Below are 15,539 nucleotides of genomic sequence, written 5' to 3' on the forward strand. Positions count from 1 at the left end.
GCATGACAGAAGAGCTTCAAACCGGAATAATTCGTATCTCAGACGACGTAGTTGCAACAATAGCAGGACTAGCTGCCCTTGAAACTCCTGGAATAGCAGCTATGTCGGGTGGTATATCAGAAGGACTTGCTAAACGGCTAAGCGGAAAGAATGCGCAAAAGGGCGTTTCTGTCGAAGTCGGACAGCTAGAAGCAGCTGTTGATTTGCGTATTATTGTGCAGTATGGCATTCCAATACAAGAAGTATGCCGTCAACTCCAAGAAAATGTTCGTGAAGCTTTGGAAAATATGACGGGTCTTCATGTAGTAGAAGTCAATGTGAAGGTAGAAGGTGTTGCCTTCAAGGAAGAAGAGACCTCATCAGAAGAGATAGCAAGGTTGAAGTAACAATTCGAGCTGCCTGATCATTCGTTGGGTGGCTTTATTTTTAATCGTTTCTTATGTAAGTTTGGTTAGACATAACAAAGAAGGGGGCTCTTATGAGCTCCCTTCTTTGTTGGATAATTTTATTTGCGGGGCTTTTCCGTCCGGTTGGATTCACGAGAAATACTGAGAAGGATGCCGATGCTGGCGAGTGATACAATTAAGGATGACCCGCCATGACTTATGAAGGGGAGTGTAACCCCCGTTAGCGGCATCGCACCAACTACCCCGCCAATATTAACGATCGTTTGTATTGCAAGAAGACCAACAATTCCGACACCAACGACTGTACCATAGCTGTCAGGACAACGAAGCGCGATGATGAGTCCTCTCAAAAGAAAGCAAAGAAAGAACAACAGAAACAGGATACTGCCAATAAAACCAAACTCTTCGGCGATAATGGCGAAGATGAAGTCGCTATAAGCGTAAGGTAAATACTTAAGCTTCTGTACGCTGTGACCGAAGCCAGCGCCTAGTAAGCCGCCATGACCCAATGCTTGCAGGGAACGGGATAACTGGTAGGTCGTTCCTTGTACATCCCCTAGAGGATCCATGAAGGCGGTAAAACGGTTAATGCGGTATGCCCAAGACTCACGGTCTCTCATGATCGCTATACTTGCCATGGAAGCAACAGTCGCAGCAATAATGATGCCGGAGAGAAATAATTGCTTCAAATTCGCGCCGCCGGCAACAATAATAATCAACGAGAATCCCGCTATAACAATACAAGCACCAAGATCGGGCTGAAGCATAATTAGACCGCAGATAAATGCGATGATAATAAAGACGGGAACAAGTCCTTTTTTAAAATCTCTAAACTTCTCGCCTTTCTTGGAAATAAGCGAGCCTAAGTAAAGAATAAGACCAAGCTTCGCAAATTCCGTCGGCTGTATACCGAAAGAACCGATTCCAAACCAGCTTCGAGCGTTATTTCGAACCTCACCGACAAAAGGAACAAGCATAAGCATGAGAAGCACCGGGATAAAGTAAATGATGAATCCTTTTTTGAAGGCGGTATAAGGAATATTCATTATCGTAAACATAGCGACTACTCCTACGACCGCAAACATCAGCTGACGCTTTGTAAAGTAAAGTGGATCGAAGTTGAACTCTTTAGAGATGGCGGCCATATTGGAGCTTGCACTGAAAACCATGACAAGACCGAAGCCAACGAGCAGAAGAGTAAGGACGAGAAGTAAAAAATCCGGCCTGCCGCGCAGGCCGTTCGTCTTTGTTTTCATCTAAGGCGTATCGCTGCTTTAAGCGAGTAGTTTCTTCAATTCTTGTAAACGCAGCGTCGCCGCATTCAAGATCGGCTGAGGAACCGGGGACTCATAATCAAGTCCGTGCGGAAATGTAGCTCGTCCGATATATACGGATTCGACTTGCAGTACGGCGTGAGACGACTCTAACTTGCCTTCAATTGCGCGGACATTAAAACGCAAGTAGTAGTCTTCAAGGTTGATGCGGTCTTCCAGTTTCAAATCGTATGTAGCACGGAAGTATTCCCACTGCCAACGTACGAAACCAAGCTTCTCTGAGGACTCATCTAGCTGTGCCAAATCGCTTGTCATGCCGTTTAGGCCTGTATTCTCAATAATCATCGATAATCCTCCTTAAATTTTCACGGAAAACATTCATCGTAAGCGTAACCATAGCCCCACGGGCAGTTTCTTCTTATTCATGATAGTATTTTTCCATTGACAGCGCAAGCCTTACTCAATCGGTTTGACTGAGGCAAAAGTGACATTTTTACGAAAATCTTTCTGCTTTTTAGGAAACAACTTTCAGGATCTTCAATCATTCTGATACAATGGATGCAGGCAATCATCCTTTAGGAGGTTTGTAAACATGAATACGAAGACCGAGATCGATACGATGTTGCAAACTATCTTCCCGGATATGGTACAGTGGCGTAGATATATGCATATGCACCCAGAAGTGTCGTTTCAGGAGAAAGAAACCTCTAACTGGATCACCCAAAGGCTTCAGGAAATGGGCTGTAAAGTGGAGACCGACGATAGTGGCTACGGACTAATAGTGAGAATTCAAGGTGAGAAGCCAGGTCCGACTATTGCTTTACGCGCTGACTTTGACGCTTTGCCTATACAGGATGAGAAGGAATGCGAATATGCCTCCACGGTTACGGGTGCTATGCATGCATGTGGACATGATGCACATACGGCAACGATGCTGGGAATTGCTTCTTATTACAGCTCGATTAAAGAAGAGCTTCATGGTGAGAGAAGACTTATTTTCCAGCCTGCAGAAGAGATTACGCCAGGCGGAGCGGTAGGCATGATTGCAAATGGTGTGCTTAACGATGTGGATGCAATCTATGGCGTTCATTTATGGACGCCGCTACCCTATGGAATGGTGGCATCCAAAGGTGGTCCATTCATGGCGGCGCCAGATGAGATTTATATAGATATTAAAGGAAAGGGAGGACATGGCGGTCTTCCTCATGAGACTGTTGACTCCATTATTGTTGGTTCGGCAATGGTACAAGCGCTGCAAACGATCATTAGCCGTAATCTCAACCCTTTAGAACCAGCAGTCATATCTATCGGCTCGTTTCACGCAGGTTCGACTGCGAATGTTATTGCGGAGCGCTGTAAGCTAGTTGGGACGGTCCGAACATTTTCTGAAGAGGCTAGAATACGCATAAAGGAACGTCTTCATGCCATTGTAAAACAAACTGCCGAATTATATGGAGCTGTGGCTGCACTTGATTACCGTTATGGATATCCAACGGTTGTTAATGATCCTATCGAAGCAGAGCGCTTTTTCAAAGTGGCACCTGATCAGTTTGGTCATGCTGCTGTTCAGCAATCCCCGTTAATCATGGCGGGAGAAGATTTCTCTTATTATTTACAAAAGGTGCCTGGCTGCTTCATGTTTGTTGGAGCCGGTAACGAAGCATGTCATGCAGTCTATCCGCATCACCACCCTAAGTTTGATCTAGATGAGCGTTCGATGCTGATCTCGGCGAAGCTCATGATTACAATGGCTGAGGATTTTGCCTCGGAGAACAAACGATCGTAGGCCGCTTTCAACCCTGTTTTAAAGTTTACAAGCGCGAACCGGATTTACGGTTCGCGCTTATTTGTGTACATAAGTAGTAAAAGAGCATAAAAGGAAGGTCAAATTCTCATACTATTAAAAAAGAATAGGAGAGGATTACATGCTCAAACACGAGAAACGCCCGCTCCGTGTGCAAGCGGATCGTACCGTACTGCTTGATGCTCGTCATCCGGATGCAGAACAAGCTAGAGAAGTGCTCATGCGATTTGCAGAACTACTGAAGAGACCCGGAGATCTTCATACGTACCGGATGTCATCCATGTCGCTGTGGCATGCAGCATCAATGGGGCTAAAGGCAAGTGACATTATTGATAGTCTTCATGCGTTCAGCTGCAATGAGCTTCCTCTACAAGTCATTCATACGATTCAAAGACTAACAGACCGTTATGGCAAACTAACCCTTGAGCGCTCAGGTGATGATGAACTGCTGCTGAATGGTGAAGAAGGTTTATTGAGGGAGTTAACTGAGCATTTGGAAATAAGCAGCTTGTTGCTTGGCGATTGCACGGAGGGTTACCGACGTGTAAAGGGCGAGTGTCGTGGCTTTTTAAAGCAGGAGCTGATAAAGCTTGGCTATCCCGTGGTTGATCTAGCAGGCTATCGACATGGGGAAGCGCTAGCTGTTTCACTACTTGGGCAGGCTCGCAGCGGAAGGGAGTTCGCCCTGAGGGACTATCAGGAGCGCGCTGTCGATTTATTTTATCGGGAGGGCAGAGAGGATGGAGGAAGCGGTGTACTAGTGCTGCCTTGCGGAGCAGGTAAAACAGTAGTCGGCCTTGCAGCTATTGCAAGGTTAAAGTGCGATACGCTTATTCTCACCTCCAATGTAACGTCTGTGAAGCAATGGAAAGCAGAGCTGCTGGACAAAACAACCTTAGCTGAGGATGAAATCGGGGAATATGCGGCCAGCTTCAAGCAAGTGTGTCCGATTACGATAGCTACTTATCAACTGCTTACCAACCGTCGTCAAAAAGTGGATGAATACGCCAATATGAAGCTTTTCCAGCAGCGGAACTGGGGGCTTATTATTTATGATGAGGTTCATCTGCTGCCAGCGCCTGTCTTCCGGATGACTGCAGACTTACAGGCTACAAGGAGACTAGGTCTTACTGCCACTCTTATCAGGGAAGATGGAAGGGAAGAGGATGTGTTCTCTCTAATTGGTCCTAAACGGTTCGACCTGCCGTGGAAAGTGCTTGAAGCCCGCAATTGGATCGCTTCTGTCTCATGCGCCGAGATACGGATTCCTCTTCCACAGGAGGAACTCCAATATTATGAAGCCGCGGAAGAGAAGGATAAAGCACGAATTTCGGGAGAGAATCCTGCCAAAATCTTAGCGGTTAAGCAGCTGCTGCATAAGCATAAAGGAAAATCGATCCTAATTATCGGTCAGTATTTGAAGCAGCTGCATGAGTTAGCGGCTGCGCTTCATGCGCCATTGCTTACTGGAGAACTGCCTCACACACAACGTGAGAGTCTGTATCAATCCTTTAAAGCGGGTGAAATTCCAGTGCTGGTTGTCTCCAAGGTGGCTAATTTCGCAGTTGATCTGCCTGATGCTGCGGTTGCCATACAAATATCGGGCAGCTTCGGTTCTAGGCAGGAAGAGGCTCAACGTATCGGACGAATAATGAGACCCAAAGCGGGGGATAATCAGGCCTGGTTCTACACGGTCGTTACGAAGGGCACGAAGGAGATTAAATTCGCACAAAAACGCCAGTTATTTCTACTGGAACAGGGCTATCGATATGATATCGTCGAGTGGCCACTGGATTGGAACAGCAGCTTGAATATTCCAACGGTTGAGGATGAAGCCGTGACGAGGATGAACTGGGAGAGCGCACAATGAATATTGGCGATATTACGGATAGACTTACTCAAGCGGATGTGCATAAATTTGCTGCATCACCGATATGGGGTCATTCGACTGATGGGCTTGATCATGTTCAATGGCCAGACTGTTTATTATCCACTTTATGTATACATAGAGCCTGGCCTAGGCTACCAGAGGTCGCTGCATTAACGTTGATTACGATCATTCGTGAATTTGGTGCAATGCCCTTTAAGGAGGAGCAGCTTTTAGTGGTAATACCTCCTGGCAGTATTGGTGTCAATTATCGTGTAGGGCTGTTGAAGCTCTTAGAAGCGGGTATTGTGTTTGCGGTTCGCAAGGCATGGGGAGAAAAGCTGTATTTTATCCCTCAGGATTCATTTGTGAATTGGTATCGTATTATTTTCCTAGATGATATCCTTCCGCCAATTGAAGAGTTGAATGTGAGTCATATTATGTTTTCCCCAGACGAGGAAGAGGTCTATAAACCGATGCTTGGCTTGCAACTGATTCACACTCTTGCGGAGATGCAGCGCACAGGTATGAAACTAACGAGTAAAGGTTATCTAACGAAACGGACGGTTGAGAAAGCCAGTAAGCATATTCACCTGCGAGCAGCAGAGATGGATAGGCTCCATTTATCTAGGTTATCTAGAGATGGAAAATATACGGGTTATCCGATTCCTTTTGCTTTTTTCCTCGAATTATTCTTTATTCATGGATGGATAACGCAATCACAAGAGAGTGTAGAGATTCGCCTTGCATGCTGGGAAAATTGGCTATCTTTACCGAGTTTGTCGCGTGAATCGAAGCTGCTTCATACCCTTATCCAACACTTTGCCTTCCAAAATACGCAAACAGCGCATACCGCTGTAGTCATGTGCCAGCTCTTGCCAATGAAATGGTACCGGATTGCTGATATACTGCTTTCACTCCATAAAATTCTAGGTGATAGCAATAGTGCGATTACGGATGATAACTTGATTAAAGATTGGTGCAATTTATTGTCTGCCTTCGGATGGTTAGAAATGGCTCGGCTCATAAGCGGGGAACCCATTGTCAGATGGCTTATTAACCCACAGCTGCTTGAAGATTCCAGCATTCTACCTCTAATAGAGGGGGAATCTATTCGTATAACACCGGATGGAGAGATCTTCGTCTACCCAGATAGCTCGGGTCAGATACGTTGGTTATTAGAAAACATTGCATTACGTAAATTAACGGATAGGGTTACTGTTTATAAGCTTGATTCAGCGCTCTTATTAAGAATGGATAAGCTTGGATTGTCGTGTGAAAGCATAATTAATCGGCTGGAAGAGGCTTCAGGAGAAGAGCTGCCACATACGGTGCGAATTGCCATTGCGTCGTTGAAGACTACCGAATTCTGTCAAGAAGAAGAAGGCCCTATTCAATTAAGTGTGCAGCTTGCTTCTGAGGGGAAGTCCATGACGAATATGTCCCCTTTTCCCGAACCCCCTTCCTTGTATGCATATGATCTGCTCTTAGAGTGGCCTTCGTATAAATCATTGTTTGTGGGTCTAGATGAAGTGCCGACGATGTGGATCAAGCAGCTTCGTTCCTATCATCACTCGACGAAGAGGGAGCTCTTGGAAAGAGCTTTAAGCTGGCGGACTGCGGTTAAATTAAACTATAGAGGCAGCGTTCAGTCATTCGTACCGGAGCGGATAGAAGGAGATGGAGTGGACTGGGCAGTCGTGGGTCAGTTCTATGAAGAGAATGGGACAGAGCAACTTCGATTAAAGCCCACCATGTGGCAGGAAATGATGCTTGTTATTCCCATAGAGTAGGTGAATCGCGAGGTCAGGTTTAGCGAAGCCTACTCTACCTTTTTCTACACTTCTTATGTTATGATAACGTATAGGGCGAAGCCTAATGTCAATGAAGGGGTGGGTAAAGTGCAAACGATACCAATATCAGACCCTAGTGAGCTTGTATGGATCCCGTCTTATGAAGGCGGAAGCGATTCATCGCTTGATATGGGGCAGCTAATACTGAATGCCTATGAAATAGGAGATATGGTTAACCAATCGGTGGAAGTTGCCGAGTATGCATATTGGAAAATGGTCGTCGATCAGGATCCGGAAGTTCATCAGTTGATGAAAAAGTTTGCTAAGGCGAAGGACATTTTCGTTGATTGTGAGCGATTCGGACGCTTTCATCCGGACTTCAATGAAGCAAAAGCTAATGTCCAAGCGATTGAGCAGCAATTAAGTGAGCTTGATTGTGTCAGCCGATTCAAGGTGGCTGAACAAGCTGTTGATGAAATGCTGCATGATATTGCGAAGCAAATTGCGGGATCGGTATCGGAGTCCATAAAAGTACCAGGTAATGATCCTCTGCCTAAAGGCGGAGGCAGCTGTGGAAGCGGCGGTTCATGCAGCTGCAGCAGCGGTGGTTGCGGATAAGGTTGAGAAGGATGGGGGCAACTATGTTTTCGGAGCGTATGGGTTATATTGTGTGGGTCAGCGATCTTAAAGCGGCCCGGACATTAGAAAAGTATGGAACGGTACATTACATGTCCCGCAAAATGCATTATGTCGTAATGTATATGAATGCTGACCGTGCTGAAGAAATGGTACGTAACATTGGACGCCTTCCTTTCGTCAAGAAGATAGAGCGTTCGTACCGCAATGAAATTAAAACCGAGTATACACAGGGTGTTCCCGACAAAACACGGTTTTATAGTTTATGAGCTGAAGGCTTCCGTATCGGTAAATCCGAACGGGAGCTTATTTTTTTACCAACAAATCCCATAAAGTACCAATAATGGTGTGACTTTATTTTTTTGTTGTAATATTGGACAGGCATGCTACAATGAAAATAAATGTACATATAGATAATAAGGCCTACATCCTGGGAGGGGTGGATCGCGATGAAAGACAAGATGACTGAGAGATGGAGCACTTATGAGTCGTTCCATGTCGTACTAGGCGACAAAAAGGTTGCGGATATCGTCATCACGAACCACGCCAAAGTAAGATGGGCTGATCGAGTCGAGAGCGAGAAAACCGGGTTTGATGACATTGCGGATTTCCTTTGGCAATGCTTGAAACAAGGGCGTATCGAGCCTTATTACCGAAACGAGCAGGATGTATATCTGATCGATGATGATCTTGTTTTTGTTGCTGAGTTTGCAACGCTCGACAAAGAAACAGATTTAATGGGCAATCCGCTTCACAAAATGATCGTCGTTACGTTCTTAGGACGGATGTCTGAGACAATTGAACTACGTGACTTAAAGTCGTATTATTCATGGTTAAGACATTCTAGAAGGATGACATTAATTAAAAATAGCAGAAAACGAAAATAATGTTTGTTGATATGCAACTTTAGCACAGGCTGCCACGATGCCTGTGCTTTTTGTGCACTATGGGAGATACCTTGTACAAGGATTTATTGTATAATAAACAAAGAGAAAGGATGGATGCTCCTATGGCCCTTAATTTTCATCAACTTCATATATTTTATACTGTCGCAGAGAGAGGAAGCTTCTCAGCTGCTGCTCAAGCACTCCACATGACACAGCCCGCAGTTACGATGCAGGTTCAGTCACTGGAGGATTATTTTGGCACGAAGCTGCTTCAGAGATCGACGAAACGAATTGAATTGACTGAGGCGGGAAGCGCCTTAATGCCTTTCGCGCAGCGAAGCATCGACCTTATTCGCGATACCGATTCTCAAATGTCTAAATTCACCAAGCAGCTGAAGGGACGGCTTCAGCTTGGTGCGAGTCTAACAATCGGCGAATATATCTTACCGCGTTTGCTGGGGCCTTTTGGTCAAGAATACCCTCATATTACGATTAGCATGAAGGTAATGAATACCGCGCAGATTATGGAAGAAATTTTGAATCATCAATTGAATTTTGGACTGATCGAGGCACCTGTGAATCACCCGGATATGCATATGGAAGCTGTTATGAGCGATGAGCTGCGACTAATTGTGAGCCAATCGCATCCATTAGCAGGTTTAAAGGAAGTTGAGCTAGAGGATATCCTAGCGTATCCTTTTGTATTGCGAGAGCAAGGCTCAGGAACACGACTAGTGATGGAAGAGCAGTTAAAGAAAAAACATATTAATCCAGCTGATCTCAAGATCGTGATGGAGCTTGGAAGCACCGGGGCAGTCAAATCAGCAGTAGAAGCGGGTATTGGTATTTCCTTCGTATCGGAATCTTCTGTTAAACATGAAGTCGCCCTAGGACTTATTCAGACAATTCCTATTCGTGATGTCCAATTCAAACGTCAGTTTTATTCGATGTACTTGAAATCTGCGCTGCTGCCGATTTCCGCGGTGACCTTCCTTACCTTTCTTAGAGAGAGAGACCTACAGCAGTGGATGTGAATCGTGTTGATCTTCATACCCATACAACAGCTTCAGACGGGGTGCAGCAGCCCTGGGAGAATGTCCGGATGGCAAAGGAAGCCGGCCTAGCCGCTATCGCAATTACCGATCATGACACGATCGACGGCATTGCAGAGGCAATGGAAGCTGGAGCTCAATTCGGTATCATCGTTGTACCGGGTGTCGAAATAAGTACGGTAGCAAATGGACAGGACATCCATATTTTGGGTTATTATACCGATTGGAAGAATGAGCAGTGGCGCAAGAAACTTCAGAGCTTGCTTGATACACGAGAACGCCGTAATGAAATGATAATCGAGAAACTTCAACAGCTTGGTATTCCCATTACGATGGAAGAAGTGTTAGAAGAAGCTAGGCGGCAAGGGAAGGATGGCGGAACAATCGGGCGCCCTCATATTGCTTCGGTACTTATTGCCAAAACAATCGTAGCGAGTATGCAGGAAGCCTTTGATCAGTTTCTAAGTACAGAGGGTGCTGCTTATGCGAATCCTCCTCGGCTGCATCCATTTGAAGCGATTGATTGGATTCGTGAGGCGGGTGGGACAAGTGTAATCGCTCATCCAGGTCTATATAAGGATGATGCGCTGGTTGAAGCCATTATTCAGAACGGTGTAGATGGCATTGAGGTCTATCATTCGGATCACACGAGGGAAGATGAAGCCAAGTATGAGCGATTGGCACAGCAGCATGGCCTTATTGTAACAGGCGGTTCAGATTTCCATGGAGAACGGCAGGGGGCAGTCTTCCATGGGCCTATTGGGAATCGAACGGTTGATGTCGGTGTCTTGCAGCAGCTGAACCCTGTTTGGAGGGAGAACGCTTGACATGACAAGTCGGCTTGCAGTAAATAAAATCGGGTCACAGCTCTCAAGCAAGCTGTGACCCGAATAATTATTGTTTGATTTGAGAAGGAAGCTGCTTGAGACGCTGTTCATCTGTCGTGATGAACAGCGTTTTTTGATGGTCATAAATGACATAACCTGGCTTAGCGCCGCTTGGTTTCTTAACATGACGAATGAGCGTATAGTCAACTGGCACGAGGCTGGATGAACGAGCTTGGCTGAAATGAGCAGCAAGCATAGCGGCCTCCTCCAACGTCTGATCGTTAAAGGCTGTGGCCCGAATAACAACGTGGGAGCCAGGAATATCCTTTGTATGCAGCCAAGTTTCATTTGGCCCAGCCGTATTATTCGTTAAGAAATCATTTTGAGTATTGTTCTTTCCAACGTAGATTGGTATGCCCTCTGAAGAGGTATAGCATAGAAGTGCAGGTCGTTTGGACTTGCGTTTCTTGCTGCCGCGTTTTGTTCGATCACGCAGATAGCCCTGCTCCACAAGCTCCTCGCGAATTTCATCAATATCCGATAGTGAAGCACTTTCAAGCTGCTGCAGCAGTGATTCCAAATAACTTATCTCGGCACTTGATTTTTCCATCTGCTCAGTAACAATTGTAAGGCTGTTCTTATGCTTCGTGTAACGTTTAAAATATCGCTGTGCATTCTGAGGAGGTGTCAGCTGCGGATCCAGTGTAATGCGGATAAGCTGCTGTTCATCATCGTAATAATTAATAACTTCTGCGACCTCGTCACCACGAGATATCTGGTGCATGTAGGTCGTCAATAATTCACCTTGAATACGGAATTTATCAGCATCCTTGGCCTCGTGAAGCGTTTCTCGAAGCTTCTCGAGCTTTTTCTCATTCTTGTTGCGCTCATTTTGAAGAAAACGTATGAGATCCGAAACCCGCTGCTTGACGGTATCTCGATCCGCTTTATCGCCATAGAAGGCCTCCAGACAAAGACTGATGCTCTCATAGCGCTCGCTCTTGCCCTGCAGATGAGTTAATGCTGTAACGGAGAATGATGCTTTACCGGTCTTCTCGGCGGTATTGATTTGTGGATGATAGTGATGATTAGTGAAGCCAGTCATCATGTCTTGATAAGCAGGCCACAGCCATACTGCTGGATCGTCTAGAGGCTCCGTTCCTTCACAGCGATATACAATTTCCCTAGCCAATAAGGGGCTGATGCCGCTGAATGCTGCGACAAGCAGCTTGTCCGCTGGAAGCTTGGCTGGAACGAGTGGCAGCTGCTCCTTTGGTTCTTCCAAGCTGTAAAGGCCGTCCTTATTGGACTCGAGTACAGGCGGTACATACTCATAAGGAGCTTGAAGAGCTCTCGCGAAATCCTCTAGGCTGGGTACCTGTAATGGATCCGTTTTATGCTGTTCAGGTGGCGCAACATAAAGTGTTCCAGGCATAACAACACGGTAGCTGCTAATGCTGGGGGTGACATGATGAATACCATCATGGATCGTTTTGGTTGCAGCATCCATCAGAATGATATTGCTATGTCGGCCCATAATTTCGATGATTATAGTCTTGAAGGACATGTCCCCAAGCTCATCTCGTTGCCTAACATCCATATGAATGATGCGCTCATTGCCAATTTGACGAACAGCCTCAATGGCTCCACTTTCGCAATATTTGCGCAGCAGCATGCAGAACATAGGAGCTTCAAGCGGATTAATAAAAGACTGATCCGTAAAATGAACGCGCGGATAGGTCGGGTTAGCTGATAGTAAGAGCTTCCCTTGAGCGCCGTTACCGCGGATTTGCAGCACCAAATCATGCGGGTTTGGTTGATGTATTTTATGAATGCGCGCGCCTACGCACTTTTGAAGCTCATGCACGATAGCACGTGTTACGATTCCATCTAAAGCCATGTTGTTCGATATCTCCTTTTCAGTAAATCCGTCGTTCTTTTTCTATCATGCCATAGTTGGGACAAAAACTTAAGTCCTTTAGTGGGATATTTTGCAGTTTGTCCGAATACATTTAGGCAATAAAGGCTGTCCTTCAGGCGGCACGTAACGGGAGGGAGACGGAGCATGGAACATAGTAAGTGGCATCAAATGGGGGAAACCGATCTAGCGGAGGCGCTTCAAGCTTCTTTGAATACCGGACTTTCGTCAGATGCAGCGACGGAAAGACAGATGCAGGTTGGGCGAAATGAGCTGTCAGAAGGAAAAAAAGCGTCACCTTGGTTATTGTTTTTGGGACAGTTTAAAGATTTCATGGTGCTTGTACTAATTGGCGCGACATTAATATCGGGCTTGCTAGGTGAATATCTAGATGCGATCACCATCGTGGCCATCATCGTTATTAATGCTGTACTTGGATTCATGCAGGAGTTCAGAGCGGAGCGTTCACTTCGGGCCTTGAAAGAATTATCAGCCCCCTCAGCAAAGGTACTGCGTGATGGAGAGTCTATTGTTGTTCCGGCAAGCGAGCTTGTGCCTGGTGATATTGTAGCACTAGAGAGCGGTGATCGCATTCCAGCTGATATTCGTTTCCTCGAAGCGAACAGCTGCTATGCGGAGGAGTCGGCGCTTACTGGTGAATCCGTGCCCGTTAGCAAGCATTGTTCGGTTATAGCTGCAGATGAATTACCGCTTGGTGATCTTCGAAATATTGGTTTTATGGGTACGATGATTACTAGAGGTACAGCCAAAGGCATCGTCATTCGAACCGGGATGGATACAGAAATGGGCAAGATAGCAGAGCTTATCCAGCAAACAGAAACGATGGAGACACCTTTACAGCATCGTTTGGAGCAGCTTGGTAAAATTCTGATTGTCGTTGCGCTTGGTTTGACTGTGATGGTTGTCGTTGCCGGGATTCTGCATGGACAACCCGTTTACGAAATGTTCTTATCTGGCGTCAGCTTGGCTGTTGCAGCCATTCCGGAAGGGCTCCCAGCGATCGTTACGATCGCATTGGCGCTTGGCGTTCAGAGAATGATTAAGCGGCGCGCAATCGTACGTAAGCTGCCATCTGTCGAAACGCTCGGGTGTGCCTCTGTTATTTGTTCGGATAAAACAGGTACCTTAACACAGAACAAAATGACCGTCACGAAGCTTTGGCTCGGTGGCCGTTCCATGGATATTACAGGTGAGGGCTATGAGCCGGTTGGTTCGATCTATGAAGCGGGCAAGCCGCTGGACGTCAAACATGATTTGCCGCTTCGTCGACTGCTGCAGGTTGCTGCTCTATGCAACAATGCATCCATCTCCAAGGTGGAAGAGAATTCGGAGACGAGAAAGAGGAAAGCGAAGGATATCGTCATTCAAGATGAGTGGCTGTTAAAAGGAGACCCGACGGAAGGTGCGCTAACGGTTCTAGCAGCTAAGCTTGGCGTTTCATCCAAATCACTAGAAGGCCTATACGAGAGAGTGAAGGAATATCCATTCGACGCCGAGCGCAAACGTATGTCCGTGCTTGTGAAGCATCAAGGCGGCAAGCTGATTTGCACCAAGGGTGCTCCAGATATGCTTATGGATCAATGTAATTATGTATTATGGGATGGCAAAGTCGTTCCTTTCACAGCTACGCTGAAGCAGAAGGTTATTGATGCCGGCGAAACGATGGCTCAATCTGCACTTCGAGTGCTAGGCTTTGCTTACCGTGATTTACGCTCCTACGATGCGACAGAAGTGGAGTCGGATGTGGAGTGTCAGCTTATTTTCGTAGGGCTTACGGGTATGATTGATCCACCTCGCCGAGAGGTCAAGGAGGCAATTGCTTCCTGCCGGCGTGCAGGTATTAAGACGGTCATGATTACAGGTGATCATCAGCTAACAGCGGAAGCTATTGCAGGGCAGCTTGGCATCATGCCTCGTGGAGGGTTATCTGTCAGCGGGCAGCAGTTAGCAGCGATGGATGATGAGCAGCTTGAACGATCGATCGATAATATATATGTATATGCACGCGTATCACCTGAGCATAAGCTTAGAATAGTAAAAGCACTTCAGCGCAAAGGTCACGTCGTGGCGATGACAGGTGACGGAGTGAATGATGCTCCAGCCATCAAAGCCGCTGATATTGGAATTGCAATGGGGATTACGGGTACAGATGTAGCTAAGGAAGCCTCTTCACTCGTATTGAACGATGATAATTTCTCAAGCATTGTCGCTGCGATTGAAGAAGGAAGGGGGATTTACGAGAATATTCGTAAATTTATCCGCTATCTGCTCGCTTCCAATGTTGGTGAAATCTTGACCATGTTCTTGGCTATGATGGCGGGATTGCCGCTGCCGCTTGTGCCAATTCAGATTCTATGGGTGAATCTAGTCACAGATGGTTTGCCGGCCATGGCGCTAGGTGTGGATCAGGCTGAGAAGGATCTGATGCAGCAAAAACCGCGCTCGGCGAAGGAAAATATCTTTGCCCGCAGATTAGGTTGGAAGATTATCAGCCGGGGAATTCTTATCGGTGTCTGCACGCTGGCCGCATTCTGGATCACTTTAAAGCAAAATCAAGGAAGTCCAACGAATCTAGTGGAAGCACAAACCGTTGCATTCGCGACACTCGTCATGGCACAGCTCATCCATGTATTTGATTGCCGCAGCTCCCGCTCCATCTTTCACCGAAATTTCCTGCAAAATAAATATTTGTTGTTTGCTGTACTTTCATCCGTGCTGCTTATGCTCGCCGTCCTCTATATTACTCCACTGCAGCCGATTTTCAAGACCGTTCCGATTGGTTTCCGCGAGTGGTGTCTGGTTCTCGTTGCCGCTGGCATTCCGACCTTCTTGATGGGGATCGGCAGTGTCCTTGGCACAACCGAGAAAAAGAAAAAGTCCAATTGGCCGCTTAGTGGATCAAAATCGATTACAAGATAATGAAGTTCAATAGGGGACTGTTCTCGAAGCAGCAAGCAGCTGCTCAGAGACAGTCCTTTTTTAAATGAGCTATGTTAAGGATATGCAACATGATTTGGCAAGGTTTCGATATTTAGACAACAAAGGAATATCAG

Annotated in this window: 13 protein-coding genes; 10 read left to right on the forward strand and 3 right to left on the reverse strand. The window is 46.2% G+C overall.

Going from position 1 to position 15,539, the window contains the following annotated elements; genetic code table 11:
* The first annotated feature begins 2 nt into the window (after positions 1 to 2).
* Complete coding sequence (locus EKN16_RS04720; protein WP_125654099.1) at positions 3 to 386, forward strand: Asp23/Gls24 family envelope stress response protein; 384 nt, start codon at positions 3 to 5, stop codon at positions 384 to 386.
* Between the two features lie 119 nt (positions 387 to 505).
* On the opposite strand, the gene ftsW is transcribed toward EKN16_RS04720, so the two are convergent.
* Together ftsW and EKN16_RS04730 are read right to left on the reverse strand one after the other, a co-directional pair.
* Positions 506 to 1,663: a putative lipid II flippase FtsW gene (gene ftsW, locus EKN16_RS04725; protein ID WP_125654101.1), complete on the reverse strand. Its 1,158-nt coding sequence runs from the start codon at positions 1,661 to 1,663 to the stop codon at positions 506 to 508.
* Between the two features lie 18 nt (positions 1,664 to 1,681).
* Positions 1,682 to 2,026: a YugN family protein gene (locus tag EKN16_RS04730; RefSeq protein ID WP_125654103.1), complete on the reverse strand. Its 345-nt coding sequence runs from the start codon at positions 2,024 to 2,026 to the stop codon at positions 1,682 to 1,684.
* Positions 2,027 to 2,273: 247 nt separating this feature from the next.
* Between EKN16_RS04730 and EKN16_RS04735 the strand changes: the two genes are divergently transcribed.
* From EKN16_RS04735 to EKN16_RS04770, 8 genes are all read left to right on the forward strand, one after another.
* A complete protein-coding gene (locus EKN16_RS04735; protein ID WP_125654105.1) occupies positions 2,274 to 3,467 on the forward strand; it encodes an amidohydrolase in 1,194 nt (397 codons plus the stop codon).
* Positions 3,468 to 3,606: 139 nt separating this feature from the next.
* Positions 3,607 to 5,355 (forward strand): DNA repair helicase XPB, encoded by a 1,749-nt coding sequence (locus EKN16_RS04740; protein ID WP_125654107.1) that lies wholly within the window; start codon positions 3,607 to 3,609, stop codon positions 5,353 to 5,355.
* Positions 5,352 to 7,145 carry a hypothetical protein gene (locus tag EKN16_RS04745; RefSeq protein ID WP_125654109.1) on the forward strand — a complete coding sequence of 598 codons (1,794 nt, stop codon included), beginning with the start codon at positions 5,352 to 5,354 and terminating at the stop codon, positions 7,143 to 7,145. Before EKN16_RS04740 ends, EKN16_RS04745 begins: the two co-directional genes overlap by 4 nt.
* Entirely contained in the window at positions 7,146 to 7,763 is a 618-nt protein-coding gene (locus EKN16_RS04750; RefSeq protein ID WP_311545383.1) for a YlbF/YmcA family competence regulator, read from the forward strand. It begins immediately after the preceding gene.
* 23 nt (positions 7,764 to 7,786) lie between these two features.
* A complete protein-coding gene (locus EKN16_RS04755; protein ID WP_125654111.1) occupies positions 7,787 to 8,050 on the forward strand; it encodes a YlbG family protein in 264 nt (87 codons plus the stop codon).
* Between the two features lie 180 nt (positions 8,051 to 8,230).
* The gene (locus EKN16_RS04760) at positions 8,231 to 8,668 is read left to right on the forward strand and encodes a hypothetical protein (protein ID WP_125654113.1); all 438 of its coding nucleotides are present in this window, start codon (positions 8,231 to 8,233) and stop codon (positions 8,666 to 8,668) included.
* 122 nt (positions 8,669 to 8,790) lie between these two features.
* Positions 8,791 to 9,702 (forward strand): selenium metabolism-associated LysR family transcriptional regulator, encoded by a 912-nt coding sequence (locus tag EKN16_RS04765; protein ID WP_125654115.1) that lies wholly within the window; start codon positions 8,791 to 8,793, stop codon positions 9,700 to 9,702.
* Positions 9,693 to 10,547 (forward strand): PHP domain-containing protein, encoded by an 855-nt coding sequence (locus EKN16_RS04770; RefSeq protein WP_375782022.1) that lies wholly within the window; start codon positions 9,693 to 9,695, stop codon positions 10,545 to 10,547. The genes EKN16_RS04765 and EKN16_RS04770 overlap by 10 nt, the downstream gene beginning before the upstream one ends.
* A 67-nt stretch (positions 10,548 to 10,614) precedes the next feature.
* Here the strand turns inward: EKN16_RS04770 and EKN16_RS04775 are convergent, their stop codons facing one another.
* Positions 10,615 to 12,447 carry an Rqc2 family fibronectin-binding protein gene (locus EKN16_RS04775; RefSeq protein ID WP_125654117.1) on the reverse strand — a complete coding sequence of 611 codons (1,833 nt, stop codon included), beginning with the start codon at positions 12,445 to 12,447 and terminating at the stop codon, positions 10,615 to 10,617.
* A gap of 165 nt (positions 12,448 to 12,612) precedes the next feature.
* Here EKN16_RS04775 and EKN16_RS04780 point away from each other — a divergent pair, with 165 nt between their 5' ends.
* Positions 12,613 to 15,405 carry a calcium-translocating P-type ATPase, SERCA-type gene (locus EKN16_RS04780; RefSeq protein ID WP_125654119.1) on the forward strand — a complete coding sequence of 931 codons (2,793 nt, stop codon included), beginning with the start codon at positions 12,613 to 12,615 and terminating at the stop codon, positions 15,403 to 15,405.
* The last annotated feature ends 134 nt before the right edge of the window (positions 15,406 to 15,539 follow it).

Source organism: Paenibacillus baekrokdamisoli, assembly GCF_003945345.1.
Taxonomy (GTDB): domain Bacteria; phylum Bacillota; class Bacilli; order Paenibacillales; family Paenibacillaceae; genus Paenibacillus_Z; species Paenibacillus_Z baekrokdamisoli.